General features: G+C 31.1%; 2 protein-coding genes, 3 tRNA genes and 1 pseudogene. 5 read left to right on the top strand and 1 reads right to left on the bottom strand.

What is annotated here, in order from left to right; all coding sequences use genetic code 11:
• Window positions 1–3,081: 3,081 nt before the first annotated feature.
• The gene (gene glk, locus HBA_RS02855; RefSeq protein WP_097032503.1) at window positions 3,082–4,047 is read right to left on the bottom strand and encodes a glucokinase; all 966 of its coding nucleotides are present in this window, start codon (window positions 4,045–4,047) and stop codon (window positions 3,082–3,084) included.
• A 5,484-nt stretch (window positions 4,048–9,531) separates the two neighbouring features.
• Here glk and HBA_RS02850 point away from each other — a divergent pair.
• From HBA_RS02850 to HBA_RS02830, 5 genes and pseudogenes are all read left to right on the top strand, one after another.
• Window positions 9,532–9,607 (top strand) — tRNA-Lys (locus tag HBA_RS02850).
• A 6,221-nt stretch (window positions 9,608–15,828) separates the two neighbouring features.
• A pseudogene (uvrC, locus tag HBA_RS02845) lies at window positions 15,829–17,520 on the top strand (excinuclease ABC subunit UvrC).
• Between the two features lie 112 nt (window positions 17,521–17,632).
• On the top strand, window positions 17,633–18,181 hold the full coding sequence (gene pgsA, locus HBA_RS02840; protein ID WP_097032502.1) for a CDP-diacylglycerol--glycerol-3-phosphate 3-phosphatidyltransferase: 549 nt from the start codon (window positions 17,633–17,635) through the stop codon (window positions 18,179–18,181).
• A gap of 1,564 nt (window positions 18,182–19,745) precedes the next feature.
• Window positions 19,746–19,816: transfer RNA gene (locus tag HBA_RS02835), tRNA-Cys, on the top strand.
• A 20-nt stretch (window positions 19,817–19,836) separates the two neighbouring features.
• Window positions 19,837–19,919: transfer RNA gene (locus HBA_RS02830), tRNA-Leu, on the top strand.
• Window positions 19,920–25,068: the final 5,149 nt, after the last annotated feature.

Below are 25,068 nucleotides of genomic sequence, written 5' to 3'. Positions count from 1 at the left end.
TTTGGATGTAATTAAATTAATGAACGTAAGTAGTTTTGCTACAACTATCTAGGTAAGAACCCTACGACTAGAATAACAGTGGAGTATTTTCTATAATTGTTATTAACAACATCTGCATGCGTTTAACTCATTGCTATGCATAAGTAAATGCAACTTCTTTTAAATTTAAAAAATAAAATATAAAATAATTTCGGAATCTTAATGTCAAAATCATTCCACGATTTTCTATAATTAACAAATTTATAGCACTATATTTAGTTGTATCACTGTGCTAGTTTTTTGATTTTTTATTGCGGTAGCTACTTTATATATAGCGTGAATGTACAGATGAACCTAATGTTTAGTGCATTATTTGATATAGTTTTATGAAAAATTCTGGGACACTAGCGGCGGTAAAGCTGGTAACAAAAGTATTGCCTTCATCGTCATTTATAATGATAGTCAAGATAGTCCGTTGTTGGGTAGTTAACAGATGCAAATAGCTATCTGCAAAATCACAAAGAGAAAGCACAAATAACAAACATTTTGCAATATTGTATCTTGTGTACCGATAAATATTAGTGATATAATCTAACTAATTATGATGCGGCGACGTTGCTTACATCTATAATAATAAAATCCTTATCTGTATCTGGCAGTATCGCTGGACCGTTTGCCTATAAAATTAGTAGACTGCACACGGTATTGACTAAGTTGAAAGTTAGCTTTGTTAACCTTGAAGAGGTTTTAGAGAGCTGCGTGGTCGATCTTTTTTATATGCAGTGTTCCACAGCATGCGATTGTCATCGCATGGAGTTGCCTTCAAGTAAAAATGACAACGCTTATTCTAAAGTTTTTTTAGCGCACTGAAATACGCACAGCTAGTTGGCCGAAAATATTTACCATAATTGAACGCGGTTTGAATTTAGTTCGTGCGTTGCGTCGCCTGGCACAAAAAAAGATTACTAGTTACTAGCACTGCGTAATCGGTTCTTCTAATACAGCAAAATATTGAATCCGCATCGTTAATCAGATCAAACGCTAAACTCGAGTTGGTAATGAATAATCATTGCGACATTAGAGCTAATTGCTCTTACTATATAAATGTTAATCAACAGAGGTGGTTATTATCTTGATAATTAGGTTTATCAACAATTAGTACAAATATTTAACCTACTTTGATTAGGTTAGATATGAATTGCTAGAATATTAGCATGTATTAGCGATACAATTGTCAGAGACATGACCTATTATTTTTTGATTAAATATAAATTACAATTAATAATTGTGTAAAGGTAAACTTTACGCCGCAAACTTATTCACTTATTATTTCATTACAAGATAAAGTATTTTCTTATTTTTACTTAAGTGATTTTATATCCAAATCTATTAATTACCTATTAGCTTAAGGAGATGGTAATAAATTTATCACACATTATTCTTATCGCTAATAGGGTTATTATGCATAGAGCAATGGCGGTGAATAGTCGATTGAGCCTATTTATATGAGCGCGTTGAGAAGTAAAATTAATCTGCATTTTGTAATAGTTATCAACTTCATTTCCTCGCCTATCCGCATTAATAGGAACCAGCGCGCTAGCTGATTATTAATTTACTATTTACGCTACATGTTAAAATCTAACAACAAAGATAATGTTATCAAAATATATTTAATATATGATTATATCGTGCTTAAGTAGGCACGATACGCAGTAGATTTACCGTTATTTATAATCTTAATTAAGAGCTGTTGTTGATTATCCTCTGACTTACTGATTTATGTGTTGGTAAGAACGTCATTATACACGGCATTCAGAACTAATGAGATAAAAGCGTGATGATTATTGCAATTAAAATAAGGGCAGGGATCATATGAGCATTTCCTTAACCTATACCGACACAGCGACATAAGAAAAATAATAATTAAGCAATTGAGTACAATGAGAAGTCGTAACAAATCATCAGGTTACTAAATGATTATGAGTTGCCATTGCTCTAGTTTAATAAAGATTAAGCATCGGTTATGCTAATGTTTACCTTATTATCATAGAAGTTTAGTTCTATGTCATTTCTTAAGGGTCACAAACAGACTATATTAAATATAAATATTTTGCGATTGATAAGTTAGACAGGGTTAAAGAAACTTTCTTATTAAAGATAAATGACTGATTAAGGAATAATTGCGATATTTCATCAAAATACAGCTTTTAAGCATTATCACCTTTTTTATAGAAAATAAGGTCTTGCTGTACTTGTTACAAATTTAAAAGATAAAAATAGTGTTAATAAACATCAATATTCTACTGCTTTTTGTTTGATTAACTCATAATTTTAGTAAATTCCACTACAAGTGGACTCTAGTTTTTAATTATTACCTTGCAAATAATATGCGGTGGGAGCCTTTGACGTAGATGTACGTTATGACATTTCAATTTTTATTATGAGCCATGCATCGTAATTATGCAGCAAAATTTGGAGTTCAGTCTGCGGTTAAATTTGCAAGCAATCAGTAATCTCACGGCTTGCAGCATCTTTAATTTTATTAAAGATTAACGTTTAATCGTTATTAAGATTCATGATTGTACTATGGCGTCATGCAAGTAATGGTTACGTGAATTAATTACTTGTTGCGATACCTAGCAGCACTAGATTGTTATCATTAAATTTTGAACCTGTCAGAAAGAATATTGCCTTTTCCCTATTATAGCTTTGTTTATGTTGTCAACATACTAATTTGCCTTAACTATAATAAGTTTTGAGGGGCAAGTTTTTAACACTGGTTAAGGGTAAGAGCTTTTCGTATGATAATATTCTAGTATTTACTAAAACACAGCGCTGAATATGACGCAATGAGTGCAAAAGCCGGGTTGATAATAATTTATAGCCCTTGGGCTATCCACGCGTGGCATATCATGTGGACTTGCGTTCTTAACGTTGAAATTCAGATGAAATTTTTTCTTCCTTCGGCTTTAAAAGGAGCATGTAATTTTTACCGACCTGTGTACGCTAAACCTAGCGTAGCATGCTAGGTTTTACCTTTGGTGTTGGAAACAAGATAGGTCACTTTGTTTTGCCCACTTTGTACCCTAAGGAGGCGCTCATTTATAGTTGATGACCAATTAGTTGGCGCATATGGGCGCCAGCACCGAGCAATCCTGGTTGCTCATGACGAATTAAATAAACTGGAATTTCCATCAGATAATCTTTAAAACGACCTTTGTCTTCAAAGGCTGCACGGAAACCAGAAGTGCGGAAGAAATTCAAAAAGCGTGGAACAATGCCGCCAGCGATATAAACGCCTCCGCGGGTACCCATATTCAACGCCAAGTTACCACCGAAGTGGCCCATTAGAACGCAGAATAGTGACAAAGCTCGGCGGCTGTCTATACAGCTGTCTGCCAGTGCCTGTTCAGTTACCTGATTTGGCACCAGTTGCTCCGGTAATCTGCCATCGGCTTGTACGATCGCTCTGTATAAATTTACCAGCCCTGGTCCGGAAAGTACTCGTTCCGCGGAAACGTGCCCTAATTCCGCGCGCAGTATAGATAAAATCTTGTCTTCTTCTTCACTATTTGGAGCAAAATCTACATGTCCGCCCTCGCCTGGCAGGCTAATCCAGTGAGTATCTACCTGGATCAAGTGGCTGACGCCTAGCCCCGTACCGGCACCATAAATTGCAATTGGTTTACCGGCAATAGATGTACCTCCACCGAACTGAATGACGTCTTTTGGGGTTAGCATCGGAATAGCCATTGATACTGCTATAAAATCATTGATTATTTCGAGTTTTTCCAACTCTAAGTTGGCTTTCATTGCTTTAATAGAGAATGCCCAAGAATGATTAGTCATTTCCACCCAATCGTTGGTAATTGGACAAGCAATAGAAATACATGCCTCTTTGATCGTAACTTTTTTATCTATTAAATAATTACAAATAACCCTTTCTAGGGTATCATAATCATCGCTGGAATAAATATGAATTTGAGAGATCGCTCCCTTTTCCACATCGCACAGGGCCAGTCGAACGTTGGTCCCGCCAACATCGCCGACCATGACATAATTTGTCATTTTTTTCAGGCTCCATTTATTTAACTATTTACTGCCAGTAGTTACATTAGACAATGCGTTTAATTAATTCTGAATTAAGTAATAGTAACTCTTGCGGTATTGTATTGCTATAAGTGAGTGAATTATTTATAATTGATTATAATATGCTGTTATGCAGCCTACATGTAGTTTTGTGGAATGCATGTAGGTATATAAACAACATGCACGCTTGCTAGTAATAAAGTCCCCCTACTAAGGAAACGTTAGAGCCTTACATATTGCACTATTTACCTGATAGAATTCAGATTCTTTTCTAACAAATAAATAAGGTATATCCTGCTGGCTATCTCTCTGTTGCTTTAGCATGATTTTAGCGATACACAATTATATTGTTAATTTTAAACAAGCAGTTAACAGACTACATCAGTTCTTCGATTTACAATTATTTATTTTAAACTCGCAAATAATTAAGATCTAATCTTTTAGATTAGTACTAAAAAGTTTAGTGGGTGTTGACCCAAAGGCTTTACGCCATATTATAACGAATTATTGATCTACGCTAAAACGGGATGCTCTATGTAGCAGAATCAGTATAACAATTATGAATTAAAGAAATATCTGGTTAGCAACCTATATTTAAAATTCAATGCTTGAGGCCACACGTATGTTATGTATGTGCATTTATCATAAACGACTGGAAATTAGTATACTTCTCAAAAAACTATGTAAACGCTAGAATTATTGTCACGTTAGAGTACATCTATGTATATCATTTTATAAAACACTTAGAGTCGTTAAGAAAAAAGTGTTTTTTAATTAAAACCACCCGGTTGTATCTTTAAACGAATGATTTGATGTTTGAATGCTGGGTGTAATCGAAATTATTAGCTAGCTAGTATGGCTAATAATTGTGTGTATTGCCTTACAGCGTGCAGCGCAGTAGATATAAGAAAAAATAACCAAGTCCTTCGCCCTAACATTATTGCCGCCACCTAGGCAATAATTGGCATAAATGTTGCTGACGTGGAGGTTACAAGAGCGATAGTTATTTAAGTTAAAACAAGCGTACATTCTAACTAAATGTCGAGGACAGAAAACAACACAAGTGCATAATTATTTATATAAGTATCATGCAGCTGTGATTACTAGAATAATACAGCGTCCGTATAGCTTCACTAGCTAATTTATTAGATTTCTCTTTCCGAAGAGAAATCTAACTAACATGTTGTACTTCGGTTGTTTTTATGACTGTAATTTATGACTATAATGCATAAGCGGATGATAAATTATCTCAAGAATAGTTGCATAAACTACTTTTCCTTCTTATTGAAGGAAGCAATTTTCTGCTAATATTCTTGCCGTATAATTTTTATTATGAATAAATAAAAACAATGGAGGGTGGTAGCTTATTCAGAACAGTGAGCAAGAAAAGCTATCATCAAAAAGTCAATTTAAATTAAATATGCTAACTACCAATAATCTAAAATAATAGTTTTGCAGGAAAGATAAGCTGTTGCGAATAAAAAGTTTACATGATGAGTTATCATAAGATGATGAATAAATAAAAAGTTGTTCTGACAGACATCAGTTAATGACGATGTTGCAGGGAAGATGCAGAGATTAAAATCTGAGATTGGCTACAAAGCCTATAGTGGTATATAACGTGAGAGAAGGATTTATATTTTAAAATAAATATTTTATGACCCAAGATCTAAAATGCCCGACCATTGCAAAAAAGTAAAATTAGTCCTTAAGAGGCGCGACAGATTCTTGCTATTGGCATGAGATATAGGGTTTCTAACCAGCTCAGATGAAGATACTTACACATATAAGTAAATGAAAGCTATTATGTGGACAGCAAGTTTTCTATTATAATAATATATTAAGTCAGTTGGTGTGGTGCTTTAGGATCGGCAACGAAATACGAGGAGTAAATCTCTAATACCTATCTAGAACACGATAATTTGGACAAAACCGTAGAGTGAAGAATATTTATTAACTTAAGTTACTGATAACAAAACTATTAGTTTGTTTTTGTTCCATATATGATATTAAAAGTGAATAAATTAATCAATATTATTAACGCGTACGTGGGTTACTAAGTCAAAGTTGCTTTAGCGGTTGCCCAGGTAGCACTGCATTTAAATAACGGGGCAATAAATTTTAAGTGCTATACAGATAAAGCTTGCAAGCTTAAAGAAATTAGTAACGTAGAGTTACTCGTTATTAAGTAATAAATTTATTTTGAATATTTTAGCGTGCTAGATTACGTATCTAGATAGTGGGGCTTCACCACGATGGAAACGGTTAGATGCTGGAGCACGTCGTTGGATAGTGCAACGACAGTACTTACTAGAGCAGCATTATGATATATTTGGCGTTTAGATGATCAACGCAGGGAATCGTAAGCCGTAAGCTGTTGGTGCCAAGTGCTAGAGTTATTTGTCATATAGCAAAAGTTCGTAATCCGTATTTCGGGGCAGATTAAATGTCAAACTTAAGTTGACACATGAAGGATTATTCCGAAATTCGGGTAGATAGCTATCACCACATACAATTAATAGAGTCGATAACTACTTTTATAATTCTTTTGTTTTATAACTAGCATTATCATGAGCTATTACTAATTGGTTGCCGACTATAATTGCTGCATCACTTTAATTATTTACTTGTACTGTAAATTATGTAGTTTGGTGATTTAGATGCCTCTAAACTTTAACTGTCAGCACTTTTGTTTTCGTTATGTCATTTACTTGAAGCGTTACTAATATCTTTTGGTACCCTACCCAGAAGCTAGCCACACTGGCTGGGCTATCTTGTCATTGGTGCGATTATTCTAGATAAGTTTTGTTGCCTAGTTGTTTTTGAAACAAATCGGATGACGCGCTAAAATAACCAACTGTTTATTAACTTATAAATTCTCTCCCTTGTAGGGAGTTTGTTTATATTTAATTACTTTATTGCACTATATAAAATAGCCAAGGTAATTAACTTAACATTATGTTTTTAAATATATTCATGGGGTTTAATGTCCTTGTAGTATCTTGCAAGCGGATTTAAGTAAATTTCGCTTCTATAAAATTTAGTATGGTATGTTTAAGCACTTATTTTAATTCTCTAAAAGATCTGTTTCATTGAGGTGTGTATCTTTGTAGTTACGCAGTTATCTATTTAATTTATGCGTTGCGTTATCCTATAGCAACATTATTATCAGTAATAATATTAGTAAATGATATAGTGTCTTGTTTTTGTGGAAGCAAAGAATACATGGAAGCTGCTAACGTAGCTTCCTAGCTTTTTTTAAGTTTTTTAGGATTAACGCGCCGTAATTCTACTTCAGTCTATATCGTATGCGGCATATTTTACAGGCGAACAAGTACAGCAATACCCTGTTAGGTGCAGCCTAGCTTTTTTTTGCCCTATATATCAAGCAACATTTTCACACCAGAACTGGCTTGATTAACTCATTCATATTTATTAGTCAACACAATGCAATCGTGCAACATGTTTGTTATTGCCAGGATTACTCTTCATGATATTGCAATTGATAACTAACTATCGTTATTTTATATCAGTTGGCAATCCCAAACGGCTCATGTTGACTAGGTAGTATAGATTACGATAGAAGCAATGTTCTTATGGCATCTGCTGCTCTGGTTCTAGCGTTCCAATATTCTATCATCAAATTATATTAAATAATGCACTTAGCATCAGTTTCATTTGCGCGATTATACCATAAGCAGTATTTACTCTGATAAATATAAAAACTTGTTACATACAAATCACCAGATATAGCACTGTAAATTTGTTAATTACAGAGAATCGTGGAATAAGTCCGATATTAAGATCGCTGAAGTTATTTTATATTTTATTTGTATCTAATAAAGTTAGATTGACTTTTGTAGTCATGCATGAAATGCATTCAGGTGTTGTTCATGTTAATTATGGCAAGACTTAGCTATTTTAGATGAGGGTTGCTAACCTGGCGTAAAATAATTAATAGTTAAATTTATAATTTTATCCGTGTTTATTAGCGTCACTTAGTTGTAGACTAGTGCAACTATTTACGTGTATAGTAAGCAATACATACTTAGTCCTGATATCATTTATAGCACTTAAGGTGACAATAATACGCTTTATTAAAATAATATTTTATTATAGTATTACATACTGATAATATTAAGTGTGTAAATGATTAATACATTAAATAATTTCTATTATATATAATTGAAATTAAATTCAAGCTGAAAATAAGATTCTATTACATAAATTTAAATCTGCGTGGTTTTCTCGGTCTGTTAAGAAAATATAAGTCTACTAAGGTTATTTAACTTATTGGTTTAATTAATAAATTAAATTTAATTTAAAACTGAATAGCAAACTTATGAGGTATTAGAACTAAATGCAGTGTAATTATTATACAGTATTTACTAATAACCATTACGGCAGTGATTGTTGATAATTTCCGTTATTGTATTTATTGATAGTGTCAATTTTATTTAACAAAAGCTAAAATTAGTTACAGCTTAGCAGTCATTAAGGATAAATTATTTATGTCATGATAAAGACCGTAAAATGAACAAATATAACACAGAAACATGTCACTCTTAATTTTTATTTAATAAAACTTTGATAAAGTGCTATGTAATTAATTATGTTAATTAGATTACTTTAAAATCTTCTCTGCAATTAAATTAATTAATTTTGTATTTTAATGTAAGAAGCGTGATTATTACTCGCCATAAATCATGCTGATTTAGATAGTACATCTACTTGATGTACATTTTATAATTATCTTAAAGGCAATGATGTTATTGCTAACATATCATCATAAACTATGCTATAATACACATTAATATCATTATTCAAGTTACTATGTTCATGCGATAGGCATCATCAATTAAAATTATAAATACTATTAGATAAAATCATGAATTACTTGCCTATAAAGGTTGCTATCATGAACAATGGTTTGGTGACTCGTTTGCGTTCTTAAGGTGATTATTCAGTCATATATTTAGTAAGTTAATTTATCTTGATGTTCATCAAGAAACATTTAGTTGTTATAAAACATTTTCCTTAAAATAGCTCGCATCCTGTTGCTTTCAAAATATTGGTCATATTTTCTTTAACCTAAGAGTGACATTTATCATCTATGATACTTATCAAAGTAATTAATTTAAATTATATTATTATTAATAATAATTATTATTAATAATATCAATATCGGTAATTTTAAATAACTATACTATGTGATTTTAAAAATCACTTTAGTAAATTGCTTTTCTATCTTTTAAACAATCTACTTACATTGCATGTGCTCAACTAAGAAAACTTAGATTTTTGTTGATAAATTTATATCAATTGAGTATTATTAAATTGTCATGATAAGTTGCGAATTATTCGTATGAACCTTACTTTAACAAGTAAAATATCTATAATTTTTTATTGCAACGACATAAACTACTTGACAAGAGTGTTTATTAAGAAAAAATAATAGCGTTTGGGTCGTTAGCTCAGATGGTAGAGCAGTTGACTCTTAATCAATTTGTCGTAGGTTCGAGTCCTACACGACCCACCAACAAAATAGTAAGTTGATCATGTATAATCGTTGATTAGCTATCTAGCATCCGACTAACTTTATTGGTTTCTATTTATTTTAAGATAAATATATTTAACGTAGGATGTCGTATAGTTTTAATATTGGAATTAATTTTGCCGTTTTGCAAAATGAAAGGTGCGGTTATAAACTAAATTAATAGTATGCTGTTTTAGACAAACATTCTGATACCCATAAATTCATGAATAAAATTTACCGCTAGACGATTATCAGTAAATATACTTTACTTTATTAAAGTAATATTTAATCTTTTATTAATCTAGAATATTTATACATATTGTATAGTAATAGTAATTTCAAACTAGTATTTAGTCGTTTATGTAATAAAGATTTTACTGCGGGGTCACTGCATAAATAGTTTAGATAAACTTTATTTTGATTTTATAAATTATTTGAATATTTATACATAATATTTATGTTAAATTTAACACATTAATATAAGGCAGCATGTTTTAATTTCGATTATATAGGAAATATATCAACATAAAATAACAACAAAGCTAATTATAATAACATGAATTTACGCTACATATTTTGCTAAATAAATTACAGTTAATAATTTTATTAATTAGCATAATTTTGCGCAAGATGATTAGTATAAAAGTTAGCAATAATTGTTGTTAGCATGATTATTTTAAGTAGGTATACATGGGATGAGATCCTATAGTATAGCGCTTATAAAATACAATTAAATGTGTGATGTTATTTAGCATATTATTTTAAATGACTGCATGGCAAGTGAATTTAATAAATATTATGTTGATAACTTGCAAGTTATTGCTATTACTGTAGCCTTGATATATTATATGTATTTTACAGTTAGCTATAGTATTGTTACTATTTATTAGCTTTTAGCTGTTATTATAAACAAATAAATAAATTATGTTATTTTAAATGTTGCGAATAAATACTTTTAGTAAAGTTGTAATACGTATCTTGATAAGAGCTAAGTATATAGCTAGGTTTTATAAGAACGTTTTCTTGATAAATTGTTAATTACTTTGTAAAGAGATATATTTTAGTTTATTTATCTATCATGATAGATGAATAACATCATTTTAGTTAAGCGATTATGATAGAGTAATAATCTGAATTAATAATTACCTTACTTATTTACATATATTTATAATTACTGCCTTGGCTTTTATTGATTACTATGTTATGATTAATTTTAAAATTTCTAACATTAATACTATTGCTATTAATAATAGTTATTAATTTATTAGGTTGTCAGTATTTCTTAACGTGACTCACTATTAAACATATTTAGTTCACATTAACCAATAGTATTTATGGTTACTAACCTACCTTTAAATAAAGGGTTTATTTAGTATTATTACTTGATGCTTATTTACATTAAGTAATATAATATGTTGGTTGTCATGAAATAATTTGTGTTTTTCGTCATGTATTAAATGTTTAATTTTTCTGTATTATACTTATTATTTTAATTGATGAGCAATATTTTATGCTTTAGTAAAGGTAGTAAGTGTTTATTCACGAGTCGTAACTGATTAGATTTTTATCTATTAATATTATAATAGATGATTATAAGCAAACACCATACCAAAGAAAGGTTAATTTATGCAATTACTGCATCACTTATTTAATACAGTTATGCACATTTATTTATGGATAAATTAATTTATCCGATTTATTCTTTATTTGTTAGATAACTACACCTAAATATATTAGATTTATATAAATAAACAAAATTAAACAATCATGAATATGCATTAAAATCAATAAAATAGGTGTTGAGAGTGCAATGTTGCGTGACATATGCTACAGATGCTCATCTGATAAAATTATCTGGGATAAGTAAAATACTTTATTAATAACGTCAAGTAATGTAATTAAGTAGCAACGAGGTTAATAGCAAAATGATGTGATGAGCATCTTTGTTAAGATGTGCATTGATATATTGTTGTCAACGCACTAGTAAAAACTACAATCACCCATGCTATGTAATTAGTACATAGAGGTTTTATTTGCAAAATGCCGGTAACATAATCTCTTTGGCTCGCGAAGAGCAAACATTTTAAGTGTGAAAGTTACAAATACTCTTGATAAATTATTATTAATAAATGCAAATTCATAAATATTAATAAATGTGCTTATGAAGTAAAGTGAAATCTTATTAACAATCGTAAAAAAAATCAATCCGATTTCGGGATACTTATTAGTAAGATGACATATAAATCAAGTTACATTTATTCCGATATTTTGTATTTCTATCTTCCACTATTAATTAAGGGTTTACCACTAAAGGTAGCATGGCAAACTAATTAAATTAGTTATTTATTTTCTTGGAATTATAAGTAAGGTAATCAACTAAAATAGCATGTAACACAGTATTATCTCTCCAGTCATAGTTATTTACACATCAACTTATTTGTTTTACTATCTAAAAGTTGTGTTTATTAGATTGATTTTTTATTTGCATCAATCACTTTAACACAAATCATGGATTGTTAAAGATTTTTCTTGCTATTTCTTTTTCATCTTAGTTTTTGTAGTGTACTGCACTAAAACTTTGCTGATAAATGTTAATAACTATTATTAATAGCATCAAAAATTTCTATTAACGGGATTTTCGTTGTTTTGTTTTAATTTCGGTTGCACGTCTATAAGGAATTATGCCAATAAATTAGCTTCTCGGTGTATCCAACAATATTGTTAGTTTGTATATCAGGAAGCATCACTATTCAATGAATCTACAAGCTGTAGTGTTTTATTTCACTTGGGTAAAACCCGGAATATATGTTACGATATTTTATTTGTCCCGACTAGAAGTTACGATAGCTTCTTCTGAAGCTATACAGCTATCTTATACCGCAAATATTTAGTAGTAAGCAATTAATGCTAGTTACTCATACCTGACTGTTTATAAAACATCGGTTTAATTAGTTTGGCGTTACACCATTACTATGTTGGCAAGGGGTTATTACGCCATAGATATTTTGATGAAAAAACTAGTAGGCAAGGCACACTTGTAGTATATCTTTTCACTTATTTATATTACGTCTTCTGCAGAACAGTTTGTTATGGCTATTATTTTAGCAATTACTTTGCTGGATAATATTTTTTGCTTCGTGGGATAGCACGACAGCACCGCTTAGTGTTTATAAGTACATAGATATTTTTATTGGCTATTATAAAACAATATAATACAAGATCTACCATGTAGCCGCATGATTTATTTAAGCCTTTTAAGGGATATCGTTAAGTTTTTAGCTAGATCGGCCTCCCTAAATTCACCTAGTTACGGGTGAAGCAAAATGCAGTACTATCGTCAGATAACCCATTACTTTCCTTATTTATATTTTAGTGATGTCACCTAATCAGGTTTTGCTGGGCATGTATCATGGCGAGCTAGCGATCAAAAATTTAGCATTATAATTTATTTGTTGCTACGCATCTGTATTTATAAGCCGTCGTTTGGCATCCGGTTAGTTAACTAAAAGCCTATCTTAAATCCAGTTAATATAAATTACGATGAAAGCGAATTTCTAGCTACGGCAGAGGGTTGTAACTATTAGTTGCAACTCTCTATCATGAGGCTGTGTTTGTTTAATAATGCGCAAAGTATAAGGTTTGTCAGTCTGGCAACGCCATAGTCAATAACTACCTGAGATAAACATCAAAATATAGCGCAGTCTATATAACTAATTATTGCTTTCTGAATCTCTTGATTACGGAGAGCTATTGAATGAGTTTAATATCAAGAACGCAGTCGTCTTTTTTTTTAAGACTCATGTATTTTATATTAAGACGTAATATCTTTTTTGAGAGCTATGAATTTAATCTATTTAGGAATTAACATCAACCTTTGCCGAGGTTTTTGTTGTTAGAAAACGATGTTTTTATTTAGCTAGTGATAGCTACTAAATTGACGTTCATAGTTTTAACTACATCTTAATTAGATGATATTCATCGAAGATTACTGTAACTATTCGTTCTTAAATTAAGTAACTAATTATTTTCTTATTAAGTTCCAAAAGAATTTTAGGAAAACCGAAATGCTTTAATTGTGGTGGCAAAATTTAGATGTACTTTCATACACCTTTTATTTAAATTAAATTTATTGATAGATGTTTTGCGGTTGTTTAATGTAAGATTTACAGTGTAGTTCGCTACGTCTTTTAATTTAAGCTATGCATGTAAGATATTATCTTACAATTATTAAAGTAAATGAGCATGCTATTTTGGCTATGAAATTTATTCCAGAAATTATTTAATAAACTTATGGCAAGTAATAATCATCAACTTATGGTTAATAGTATAAATCACCTTAATTAATGCAGTAACATTGCATATTTTAATTATTTATTTTGTAATAAATGCTTTCAATATTTAGATAGGTTCGACTAACTGCTTATTGTAAACACACGTTTATTGGTGGTTAGTAAAATGCGCAAGTGCACTCATTTGCATCTGCAACTACCTGACAAAATAGCAAAATTCATAAGTCAGTAACATAATTTATCTTGTGTGCCATTACATAATTACTTGATTATTTTATCTTTATTGCATACTACACGTAGTGTATGCACTACTTTGCATACGGTGAATGGCCATAATTGCCTAATATTTTATTGGCATTTGTAATGAGATACATTTCATCGTTCATCATGTCATGATGAACAGAGAAGCGTCTTCATGAGCTTCTTAAGCTACGTTCGGGTATTTTAGGTATTAAAGGCTATCGAAAAATTACAAGCAGTATGCTTAGTTTATTGCCCGCTAGCATTTACCATAAAAGCAAAATAGCTAGTTATTAATGTGGGAAATAAACTGCATCCCGTGCATTTTTTTGCTATTCTTTAAGCTTTTATGAAAATATATTTTAAATATAAATTTTCTATAATGAATAGGATGTATTTCATAGTGAGTGCAATCTTGAATTATGTGTTATTGCAAATTAGTTTTTCAGGTTTTTTTAAAACTAACAAGTGCAATCAAGTAAATTATTCCAATGTTTGCATGATTATCTAAAAAAGAGAATGCGTTGAATATGATGCTTTTGCAAAGTTCACAAAGCCTTAGCTTAGCCAGGGTCTGGCTTGCATTAAGTGAATTTTACTACAGTGCAACTGTGGTACACGATAACAATGACAGGTAATGTTGGTTTGATCGCACAGTGCTGATCTTAGTAGTGCTTTACTAACGATAAGTATGAATTACCTGTTTAGAGTACTGATAAAAACCGCGTACTATTCGAGATCATTAGTTTGACTGATTGATTGCTTCATTTTATAGAGCCAACGTTAGTATAAGCATGCTAAAGAGCATTTCATAACATTAAATTATTGCCTTGATTTAATTTATATTTGTATAATTATCGCAATTTAGTTGCCGATAGCAAATATAACGCTACCTATTGTTTTCTTGTTATCAATAGCCATGATGGCCATCATCGTCGTACTTAGTTACCCAATACGAGTTTGTAGCGTACGATATGCATTTGATTATAATAACGTTATGAATTTTACCGAGGTTAATTACTTTCTTTTCACAAGATGCTGTAGAGCAAACATATTATTTATGCTTAAGTATTTAACTGTAGCTAAGAAAAGAAGTTAAATGAAGCAGCAATATATTGTCATCAACTTTAATTTTGTTTCTTTTTTGCTTATCTAAAGCAATTTAAGCTTTGCAATATATGTGCAGTCTTTGTGATAAAAGTCAGCGTAACTTATTCTTATCTATTAAAATTTGATAAAACACAAGGCGCTGATAAGATGTATATTAGAAAATATTCCTGGAGATGCGATATATCTGTGTATATCTTAGGATATATATTAATAAACATTACATCATGTTTAGTATTATTTAATAAATAATTATAATTTAACTTATTCTTTAAAGTAACAGCAAGAAACTTTATTTAAAATGTAAGTCTAAACTTGGTACTTTAAATTATGGTAATGATTACTGTAGATAAGGTTATAGGTATTTTAAAGTGGTTAAGAGTTAGCCATAAATTATTACTTACAGTCTTCACTAATCTTTAGCAAACTAAATATCAGTAAAGACTGTAGAACCAACTCATCTAGTTATCATACAGCGTATCATTTCAATACGAAAAGTTTAATAAAAGAGTTTATTTAAATAGTGACTAACAGTTTAGTGCTAAACAATTTTTTAGTACTATAACCGTCCAGACTGGAGTCTGTATTATGTATGATACGTCTGGTCAGGTAATTTATATCGGTAAGGAAAAATTTTAAAAAGCGCCTGGCAGGCTATTTTGGCTCACAGGTTTGCTAGTCGCAAAACCAAGCTACTGGTGAGGAAAATTTATTATATTGATTTAATCAATACCCATACAGATACCGAGGCGCTGTTGATTGATTATAACTACATTAAGCAACATCAGCATGCTATAACGTATTGTTTTGCTATGACAAATTTTATACTTTATATTCCTAAGTAGAAATATGTATCCCGTCATCATGGCTTATCACGGCACTAAACATTCAAAAAAGGATTATTTTAAGCCGTTCCCAACAGTTATACAATCAAGAAAATGTTAACTTTGTTTCAAAAATTGTTTCCCATTTTACAATGATAGAATCGTGTATACCAAAAACGTTCACGCTCATGCTTGTAGTATCAGATAGGTCATTGATTGGGACCGTGCGTAAAGGAAGCTCTTTAACTATGAGTTATATCAGCAGCAGGTAAAATATGTACGCTTATTTCTATCCGACAAAAATCAACAGGTACTTAATAATCTTGTTAAACAGATGTAGCTGACTAGCAATGCGTTGAAATTTGAAGAAACGGCGCGCCCGTGCGATCAAATTCAGGCGGTGCGGTTTATAATGGAAAATAGTTCGTTTTAGGCAACAAAAAAATTAGACGCCATAATAATTTTATTAGAAGTTGGTATAGCTTGCATGCATGTTTTGTTTATTCGCTAAAGTAAAATATTAGGCAGTCGCAGTTTTTTTAAAAGTACCAGCTTATACCGAATTGGCAAAAGTAGTGCAGACATTTGTTGGATGATTTTATATGCACGGCAGTCAAATGCAGTCTTTACCGGAAGAAATTCCGTTGGACTTTACTCTGTCTAAAAAACGCTATTGGCGGCAGCGATCAAATAAGCAAAAATTCAAATACAGACGCAACCGTGTAGCCGATCGTGATCGCTAATTAAAACTGGCCAAAACCAAGGTTACTACGGCGTTGAAAATAAAAACTTCTCAGCAATCAACGATACATGAGCGTTTTGGATGTGCTGGCGGAGCTGTTGGCATCGAGGCGATTAACCGGATGGAGTATTTTGACATTAGCCATATAATGGTGGAAGCAGACTCCCGCTGCTTGTGCTGTTTTTGACAGCAACGGACCAGCTCGAGATGAATATCGTTATTATAATATTAAAGGCATTACCACACAATTATTATGCTGCTATGTATTAAGTACTACGTCGCCGTTATAGTAAGGTTTTGAACGAGAAAAATTCCTGACATCGTAATTATTAATAATAAAAAGGTTATTTAAGCATAACCAAAGCCGTGTTCAAGTAGTTAGATATTCCTTGGAATAAATCACATGTAATATTACTAGGTGTAGAAAAAGGGATAGATCGTCAGGCGGGACTAGAAACTTTGTTTGTAGAACCGGATAAGGCAGGAATAGCACTGCCATCAGATTCGCTGGCGCTGCATTTAATTCAGCATATCCGTGATGATTCACATAAACATGCTATTACTAGTCGTCGTAATAAACGTGCTAAGGTAAAAAAAATACCAGCGTGCTGGAATTGATTGATGGTGTAGGTCAGCGCCCGTAGATAGTCGCTGCTGCATTATATGGGCGGCTTGCAGACGTTATGTAATGCCAGTATAAAATATATTGCCTAAGTACCTGAAATTTCAGGTTATTTAGCAAAATATTTAATGCGTTGAAACAATAATATCAATATAGCAACATGCTTTTAATTTCTACTATTGCCAAATATTTAAAAAAAGCACTATGCAACTGAATATACCGACTTGGCTTACCTTATTACGTGTCTTCATGATACCGTTCTTTGTTCTGGCTTTTTATCTGCCTTTCAAATGGGCTCCATTAAGTTGTTCGTTATTTTTTATCTTCGCAGCTGCGACAGATTGGGTTGACGGCTTCTTGGCTCGTCGTTGTAAACAAATTACCCGTTTTGGCGCGTTTCTCGATCCTGTAGCAGATAAAGTCATGGTCGCCACAGCGTTGATGTTAGTGGCGGAACATTTTCATTCATGGTGGATAACAATTCCTGCAGCTACCATGATTACTCGTGAAATCATTATTTCTGCATTGCGTGAATGGATGGCAGAGATAGGTAAACGAAGTAGTGTCGCGGTTTCTTGGACTAGTAAAGTAAAAACCACAGCGCAAATGCTTGCATTGGTGGCGTTGCTGTGGCGGCCGGAAGATATCGTATCTGTGATAGGTATCATTGCGCTTTATATAGCGGCGGGGCTAACTTTCTATTCAATGTTTCAATATTTGTATGCTATCAGGCACGATTTATTTGGAGATTGAGAAAAATTTGTAGAAATTACCAACCGTGGTGGTAATATTTATTATGGTGTTCAACGCATATGAACTATTTTATCTGCACTGTTTATAAAACAGTATCACTAATACTTTTGTGATTATATCTTCATTATACGATTAAATCTTGATGTCGCTATAGTATTCTATGTAATATATCAGTATATATTATCTACCATTAAGGTAGCATTTAGATACTTTATCTCAGTATCTTTTCTGTTTTTAGAAACCATAAAGCAGTTTGAACAGATTTGTTATCCCAGCAATGACGTCGCGTTGTTCTTTTGTTTGCATGATTCGATAGCGCCAATAGTGCCTGCTAACATACTCCTGGTATAAAATTGTTTCCTTTGGTGACTTAATAAAACTTAACACTTAAAGATCGATTCCTAACCTTCCAGGTTACCTGCAGCTCTTTACGAATTAGATTAAGTCCCTGGCTAGGGGGATAACCTTACTCAAAACTGCCCGATTACGGGCGATCAAATATCGCACCACCATCTCAAATACGCTTAACCTTCTAACGTCGAAATTTCAGTGATGTAACCTAGCTAGACTTGACTAGTTTTGTATTATGTTGAAGTAGCGATCAAGAAGATTAAGTATTTCAAAGTTTTTGTTGATTACGTTTTTGTTAGCAAGCACTTTGGCAATTGACTATCGAAAAATATTTTAGACGATTAACTAATACGGATAATTTAAATATTATTTTTAGTATGAATGATGATGAAAGTAATGGTGTTGTTTCCTGAAGAGCTACCAGCTCTAGGCAGTTTCAAGCTTCTGTGATAAAACAAGGTTTGTTTAATGATTAACTTAACATAAGGTTTATCGATTTAGAAATGCCGTAAGTGATATCTACTGAGATAAATATCAAAAATCTAGTACAACAATTAGGTTGGGTATTGTTTTATAAATTTATCGCTTACCTAAATTCGTTGAATTAATTTAACATCAAAATAATTATTCTTTTCTAAGAAGTTACACGTCATGGTAAGACGTAGTGTTTTTTTCTTAAAAATTTTGCATTCCCTCTATATAAAAGAATGATGGCAATTATGTTGAGATGTTTACTCTTATGTTAGAGACTAATATTCTCACTTAGTTAGTCATGACTGAACGATTGGGATGTATTAATTTAACCTCATCTTCATCAGTGTAATCTTTATCAAAGACAACTTTAGTTTTTCATATAAATTTATCAGTAAATACTTTTATTATTGTATAACCTATAAATTCACCTTGAGGTGAGTAAAACAACTGAACTTAGGTTGCAAGTGTTACAGTATACGTTGCTATAGTAATTCATTGACGCAATGACTTCAAAGATGTTTCCTGGCGCTAGATATGCCTGTTGAATACTTGTAAGTAAAAGGCAAGATAATTTTTATTGCGTATTCGGTTTAGCTGTGATCTAATGCTTTGGTGTTTTTGTGTCAAAAAAATTAACATCGATGCTTGAGTAGATTTAAATTACATTTTTCCCAAAACATAAAACATCAGCAATTTGCTGATTAAGTAGTATTTAAAGTAAGTACAAACGATAAGATTAGGCGCGTTGGCAGAGTGGCCATGCAGCGGATTGCAAATCCGCCTACCTCGGTTCGACTCCGGGACGCGCCTTCAAGTTTTAAGATTCCGATGCCCGGGTGGTGAAATTGGTAGACACAAGGGATTTAAAATCCCTCGGCCTTTGGCTGTACGAGTTCAAGTCTCGTCCCGGGTAATAAACATAATATGTTAATGATTATTAATAAATTGTATTTACAGTAATAAATTATTTCTTGATTTTATTGTTTAATATTTTTGCTTTCTTATTATTAAGAATCTAAACAATTCAAATAGTTATATCTCAGCATGCTGTTAATATTGTATTTTACGTTCACATATAGCAACTCTTAAATTTAAGACGCCCTATTTTAGGTAGGAGCTGATTAACAAAATAAAACATAATAAATGCTTTTATTTTTTCTAGTCGTCATACAGATACATTATCTGTTGTATATAGCATACCTAATGAATATACACACATGAGTATTGATTATAAGTTTATTTAGTTTTACTTATCATTATTTATTAAAATACTTATGATTATGCTATATTTATTTTACTTTACTACATTGACGTAATGATTTTGCTTGTCAAATATTTAGCTTAATAAAAGTATCAATATATATTAATAATTATTTTCGTAATCATATCATACAAGGCATGAGATGCTTTTAAATTAACTCATAATAATTATGAGTTATATATTTATGTATGCACATTATTTATAATTATTTATATTAATTTATTTATATATTGCATGATGTGCTTTATGTCAATATGACATTAGTTTAATTTATCAATATAAAATTAAAAACATTTCATATAATGAAAATGTATTTATCTAATCATTAAGTGAAAGCGCCTGATATTGAACTGCTTAATAAGTCATTAAATAATGATAATTCATTGCTATAATTGTTGTGTGCTTTATATGTTATATAGGTGATAAGGTTAAATAACGCAGCGCAGAAAATATATAACATAACAAATATTTTTTAATTTGAGTTAAAGCATGAAATATCTATTTACCTAGAGTAACTCGTGGTAGTAGAGCATTGTTGTTATTATTTTTTTATCTTCATTAATCTCAACTTATGGTATATATAATATATTTATCTTTTTATTATGTATGGCTAAATATGTAGTTTTAAGGTTAATCCATGTTAAGCAATAAAGTTTATTTCTATGAAATAAAGAAAAACTTAAATTTTAAAATAGTTCTCATCACGTTTATAAAACGTAATATTATTAACTAGATTATCCTTACATTGACAAATATTATTTATAGAAATTTTAAAATTATCTTTTTTTAGTTCATCACTGCTAATGAAATATCTTCAACTTTGCTATGCAAGTTCGTGTGTGCTTGATAAGCAACGCATTTACTGGTGCCATTAGTGAAACTTTAGGTTTAGTGAATTAATACCAATCTTAGGAGTACGATTTGCACTCACCAGATAGCGCTGATGTGTTAAATAATTTGCTAATATTCCTTAATTTTCATATACAGTCAAAATGACTACCTTACTTAACTATTAATTGAATAGTCGATCTAATTTATTTATCATTCAATATCTATCATAATCATAACAAGTAAGGAGAGGCATTGATAATGCTGTAGTAGCTCACCGATAATATATTTTTTTAACAGCTCCGATAACTTTTTTGAGACACCCGTTCTATTTTAGGTTTCTGAATATCCGTATCAACTTGATATGATTTAGTAGAAATCTTATTTAGCTTATATTAAACGATCGGTCTAACCAACGGATTTATATTGTTGACCCCGTATGTTATGTACGTTAAAACGATAAATATATATACTGACTAAACCATGATTGCATGATGCCTTTTATGAGTTGATGAAGATCATAGTAGTAGCGACCGATAAGTTGGTATTGCAGTAGCAATAAACATTACTTCATGGTAAAAAATCTTTGTTTGACCCTTTAAAGTTATATATTTTTAGTTATAGCTTAGTATTTTTTAGATCCCTGTGACAGAGTCTACTAATCTCTGTCAAAATAGGTACCGTTGGGATAAATTAAGGTAATACATGCGTTAAACAACTCTTCGCTAACATTGCTATCATATGGATATATTTCTTCAGGAAAGATCATTTTCTTTAGCTTCAGCTTCACTTCCTTAAAAAGAAACGATCCTATTCAGCTTTTGCCAACCGTATTACCATTAAGCTTTTTAAATATTTTAATGATGCAAATCATATTAAATTATAAGCCCCTTATTCGCCGCGTTGATAAAAGAAATTAATTCGCATGCGAACACTGGCATAGAGAACGTTAACCTCAGCATAGCCAATGCGTCGCGTTGTTGTTGGGCCCAAACAGATCTGTACTCGGTGGGGATGGTACACTAAAGATGTATTTTTTCAGTAAGTCCTAGCATACTGTTTGCTAGAGTGGTCGTGGTTTTGCTTTTCAATTCAAAAATTGACAGCCCCCCGAAAACCTCAATGCATCGAAGATGCGTGACTGGATATGCACGTATTGCATCAATTATCTGATCAGCACCACCAATGATATTGAATATCAATTAGAGTCTTTACTTAACACTTGTGTATTATTAATTTTAGGATTACTTAACATAGATTGGTGCATCGTCGTTGTCGGTATAACCAGCGCTATTTTTATTTCATTACTACTAGATTGTAGTGAAGTTACCTCTGAACCAACCATTTATTAAGCAATAATATATAACTTACTGAGACTAAGATTACTTTCTTATCGTGATCATGAGGTGACTTTAAGTTTTTTCTTACAGAAAAATGTTACATTTCTTTTCATCATAAAAGTACGTGTAAGATTCAAGCAATTTATACATTGTATAGATATACTACTGCGCCGTTTTTGTCATAATCAAAATAAAAAAAACCTAAAGGTCGTGATAGATTGCAGAGAATGCTTAATAAGCTATCTATTAAAATAGTATACTCTCCAGACACCTAAGATCAGAAATAATGTTTTAATTATATAGGTCGCAGTAGATGTAAGTGATATTTGTTACTTGTCTTTAGCGGCTTGCCGTAAAAACTTACGTATTTGTCCGCTACATTTAGTTATAATCCTAGTTTTGCTAGGATGTTAACTTTTATACTGCTTCTACACTTTCTATTTAGATTTTAAATAAAAATACTTATTTTTAATAATCAAAAAATTAATATTTAGCTAATAAATTATTATATAAACCTTTCGCGGCAGATAAATGGTCTTGATAAACCGCAGAACATTCTCCCTGTAGATAACCTTTCAAGGAAATAAACCATAAATAATACCTAATGAATATTTGCGCGCATACAACACGCTTGTATTGTTAGATCCTCCTGGCGTCGTTATTCATCATCAGCACCGTCAGTAGATAGCAATTAATCTACCTTGGCTTTATTGCTTAAATCCGCATTTCACGCGAAATTTTGACCGTATTTTTCAAGAGGATATCTATTGTCACTCTTGATTAGCTAAAATCAACGCTCAGTTAAAAGATGAGTTAGTTTATAAATAAATTGAGATTCAAAAAATCTGCGATTTCGTTATATTTACCTGGTAATTATTACTTTCTGTTAGAACTTTATTTGTTTTTATCAAAGCAACCATTATACTTATATTTTATTCTTTAATGATTTTATTGTAAGAAATTAGACATTTTTGTTAAAAATAGCATCTTTTCCGCTTGGTTGAGAGTACAAATATAATAACCATCTCGGCAATATTTAACATTTTGCAATATGCAGTGAACTGATAGTGTTTGGTTCAACTTATTGTGGGACTGAAATACCTAAAGTTAAGCTATGAACATGTGTTTTTCATGATGAAATAGTAATCAACATGTTTTTCTCGGCGGTATACATGAAACCATGTATACAAAAGGATAATAACAATATTACCGTCGTTCTGCGCTAATTACTTGTGGCAGTGTTAATACCAATAATCTCGCTAATTATTGGTTAATTAGTTCATTAATGACATTGTCTCAGTTTATAACATCATCGGTCTAGATAAAGTTATCATGATTTTTGCTATTTAATCGGCTACGTCCGAGCAACTAGATAATATTTAGTGTCGTGGTTTCCTACAATCCTTAATAATTTCTGATGGCCACGATATAATCTACTACCTATAGCTAATTTGAATTAATTTATATCTAATAAAGATTAGATCTTTAAACTAAATTAGTTGTATCGGCAATATTTATAATCACAAACCCTAATTTGTTAAAGTTTATTCTTTATTAATATATTTTGTTTTGAAGCGTTATTCACTACATGATTGTTAGGCATTATTATATAAAGCTATATATCATAGATAATAATTAGATGTTTCCTAGTGTATTAAATTTATTTAATACTGTTAGTCGATTTTTGTTGCTTTCTTCATTCTTTATACTCTACACACCAATATCTGAAATAAGGAGTAATTTTGGTTCAGCGATGCTTTTAAGCAAAAATTAGAAGAATTATGTGAGCTAATCAAGAAGTTGCCGCGATATGATTAATGTGCAACCCTTAATGTTGAGATTCACTATTAAGGATATGATTCTTTAGCATCAGCGTCCATAGTTTAGTTTATTGCTGATGAATTAAGGTGGTCTATATCAACATAACAGAAATAGGACTTCGCTTTATATCTAGATTTAGAAGCATATTTATCCGGACGCATATAGATGTTTATTTATGATTTTGCGACCTAAAGTAAGATGTTGCTATGCATAATGATTTCTTATTCTATAAGAATAATGCAGCAATTTTTGTATATCAGTATAAAGTAAAGTTACAAAATACATAATCATATTGATTTAGATTATAAATTAACGTCATGTTCGCAGTTGCTCAGTAGCTTATCAGACTATGGAATTCATTTCAGCTATAATAAATTATTTTACTAATATTTAATATATTATTAAACTCCAGTAATAATAATATAAAGCTATAAGTAGCTGGTTGGCATAATAGCGGTTGACTATTTCATCATTTATTCATCTGTTAGATCATTTTGATAAATAGTTTATGAATACAGTTCAGCGAACGATGAGATGTACAGAATAGTGATCCTTTACTACCGATTGTTGCAAGATCACCTGTGATATTTTAAGCAGGGTTAATTTCTGGTAAATTTTTAATTATTAAATAACTTTTTAGTTATAATTATTTTAAGTAAAGTTAGATACATGTTAGATAGCATGTATCTACGTATACTTTAATAGCTAAAGTATCGTTATGAAGTTTTTATTAACGTTTGACTGTGAAATGTTATCGTAAATAAACACTAGATTATTTAGCAAGCGTTGCATTGTATGTGTAATTAACTGTT

It is taken from the genome of Sodalis endosymbiont of Henestaris halophilus, from assembly GCF_900161835.1.
Lineage (GTDB): Bacteria > Pseudomonadota > Gammaproteobacteria > Enterobacterales > Enterobacteriaceae.
The sequence above is the reverse complement of the archived record's forward strand: the minus strand, read 5'-3'. Positions and strand labels throughout refer to the sequence as shown.

Excerpts from the sequence above, each read along its gene's own strand:
- glk (WP_097032503.1), bottom strand. The coding sequence starts at position 4,047 with ATGACAAATTATGTCATGGTCGGCGATGTTGGCGGGACCAACGTTCGA.
- pgsA (WP_097032502.1), top strand. The coding sequence starts at position 17,633 with ATGCAACTGAATATACCGACTTGGCTTACCTTATTACGTGTCTTCATG.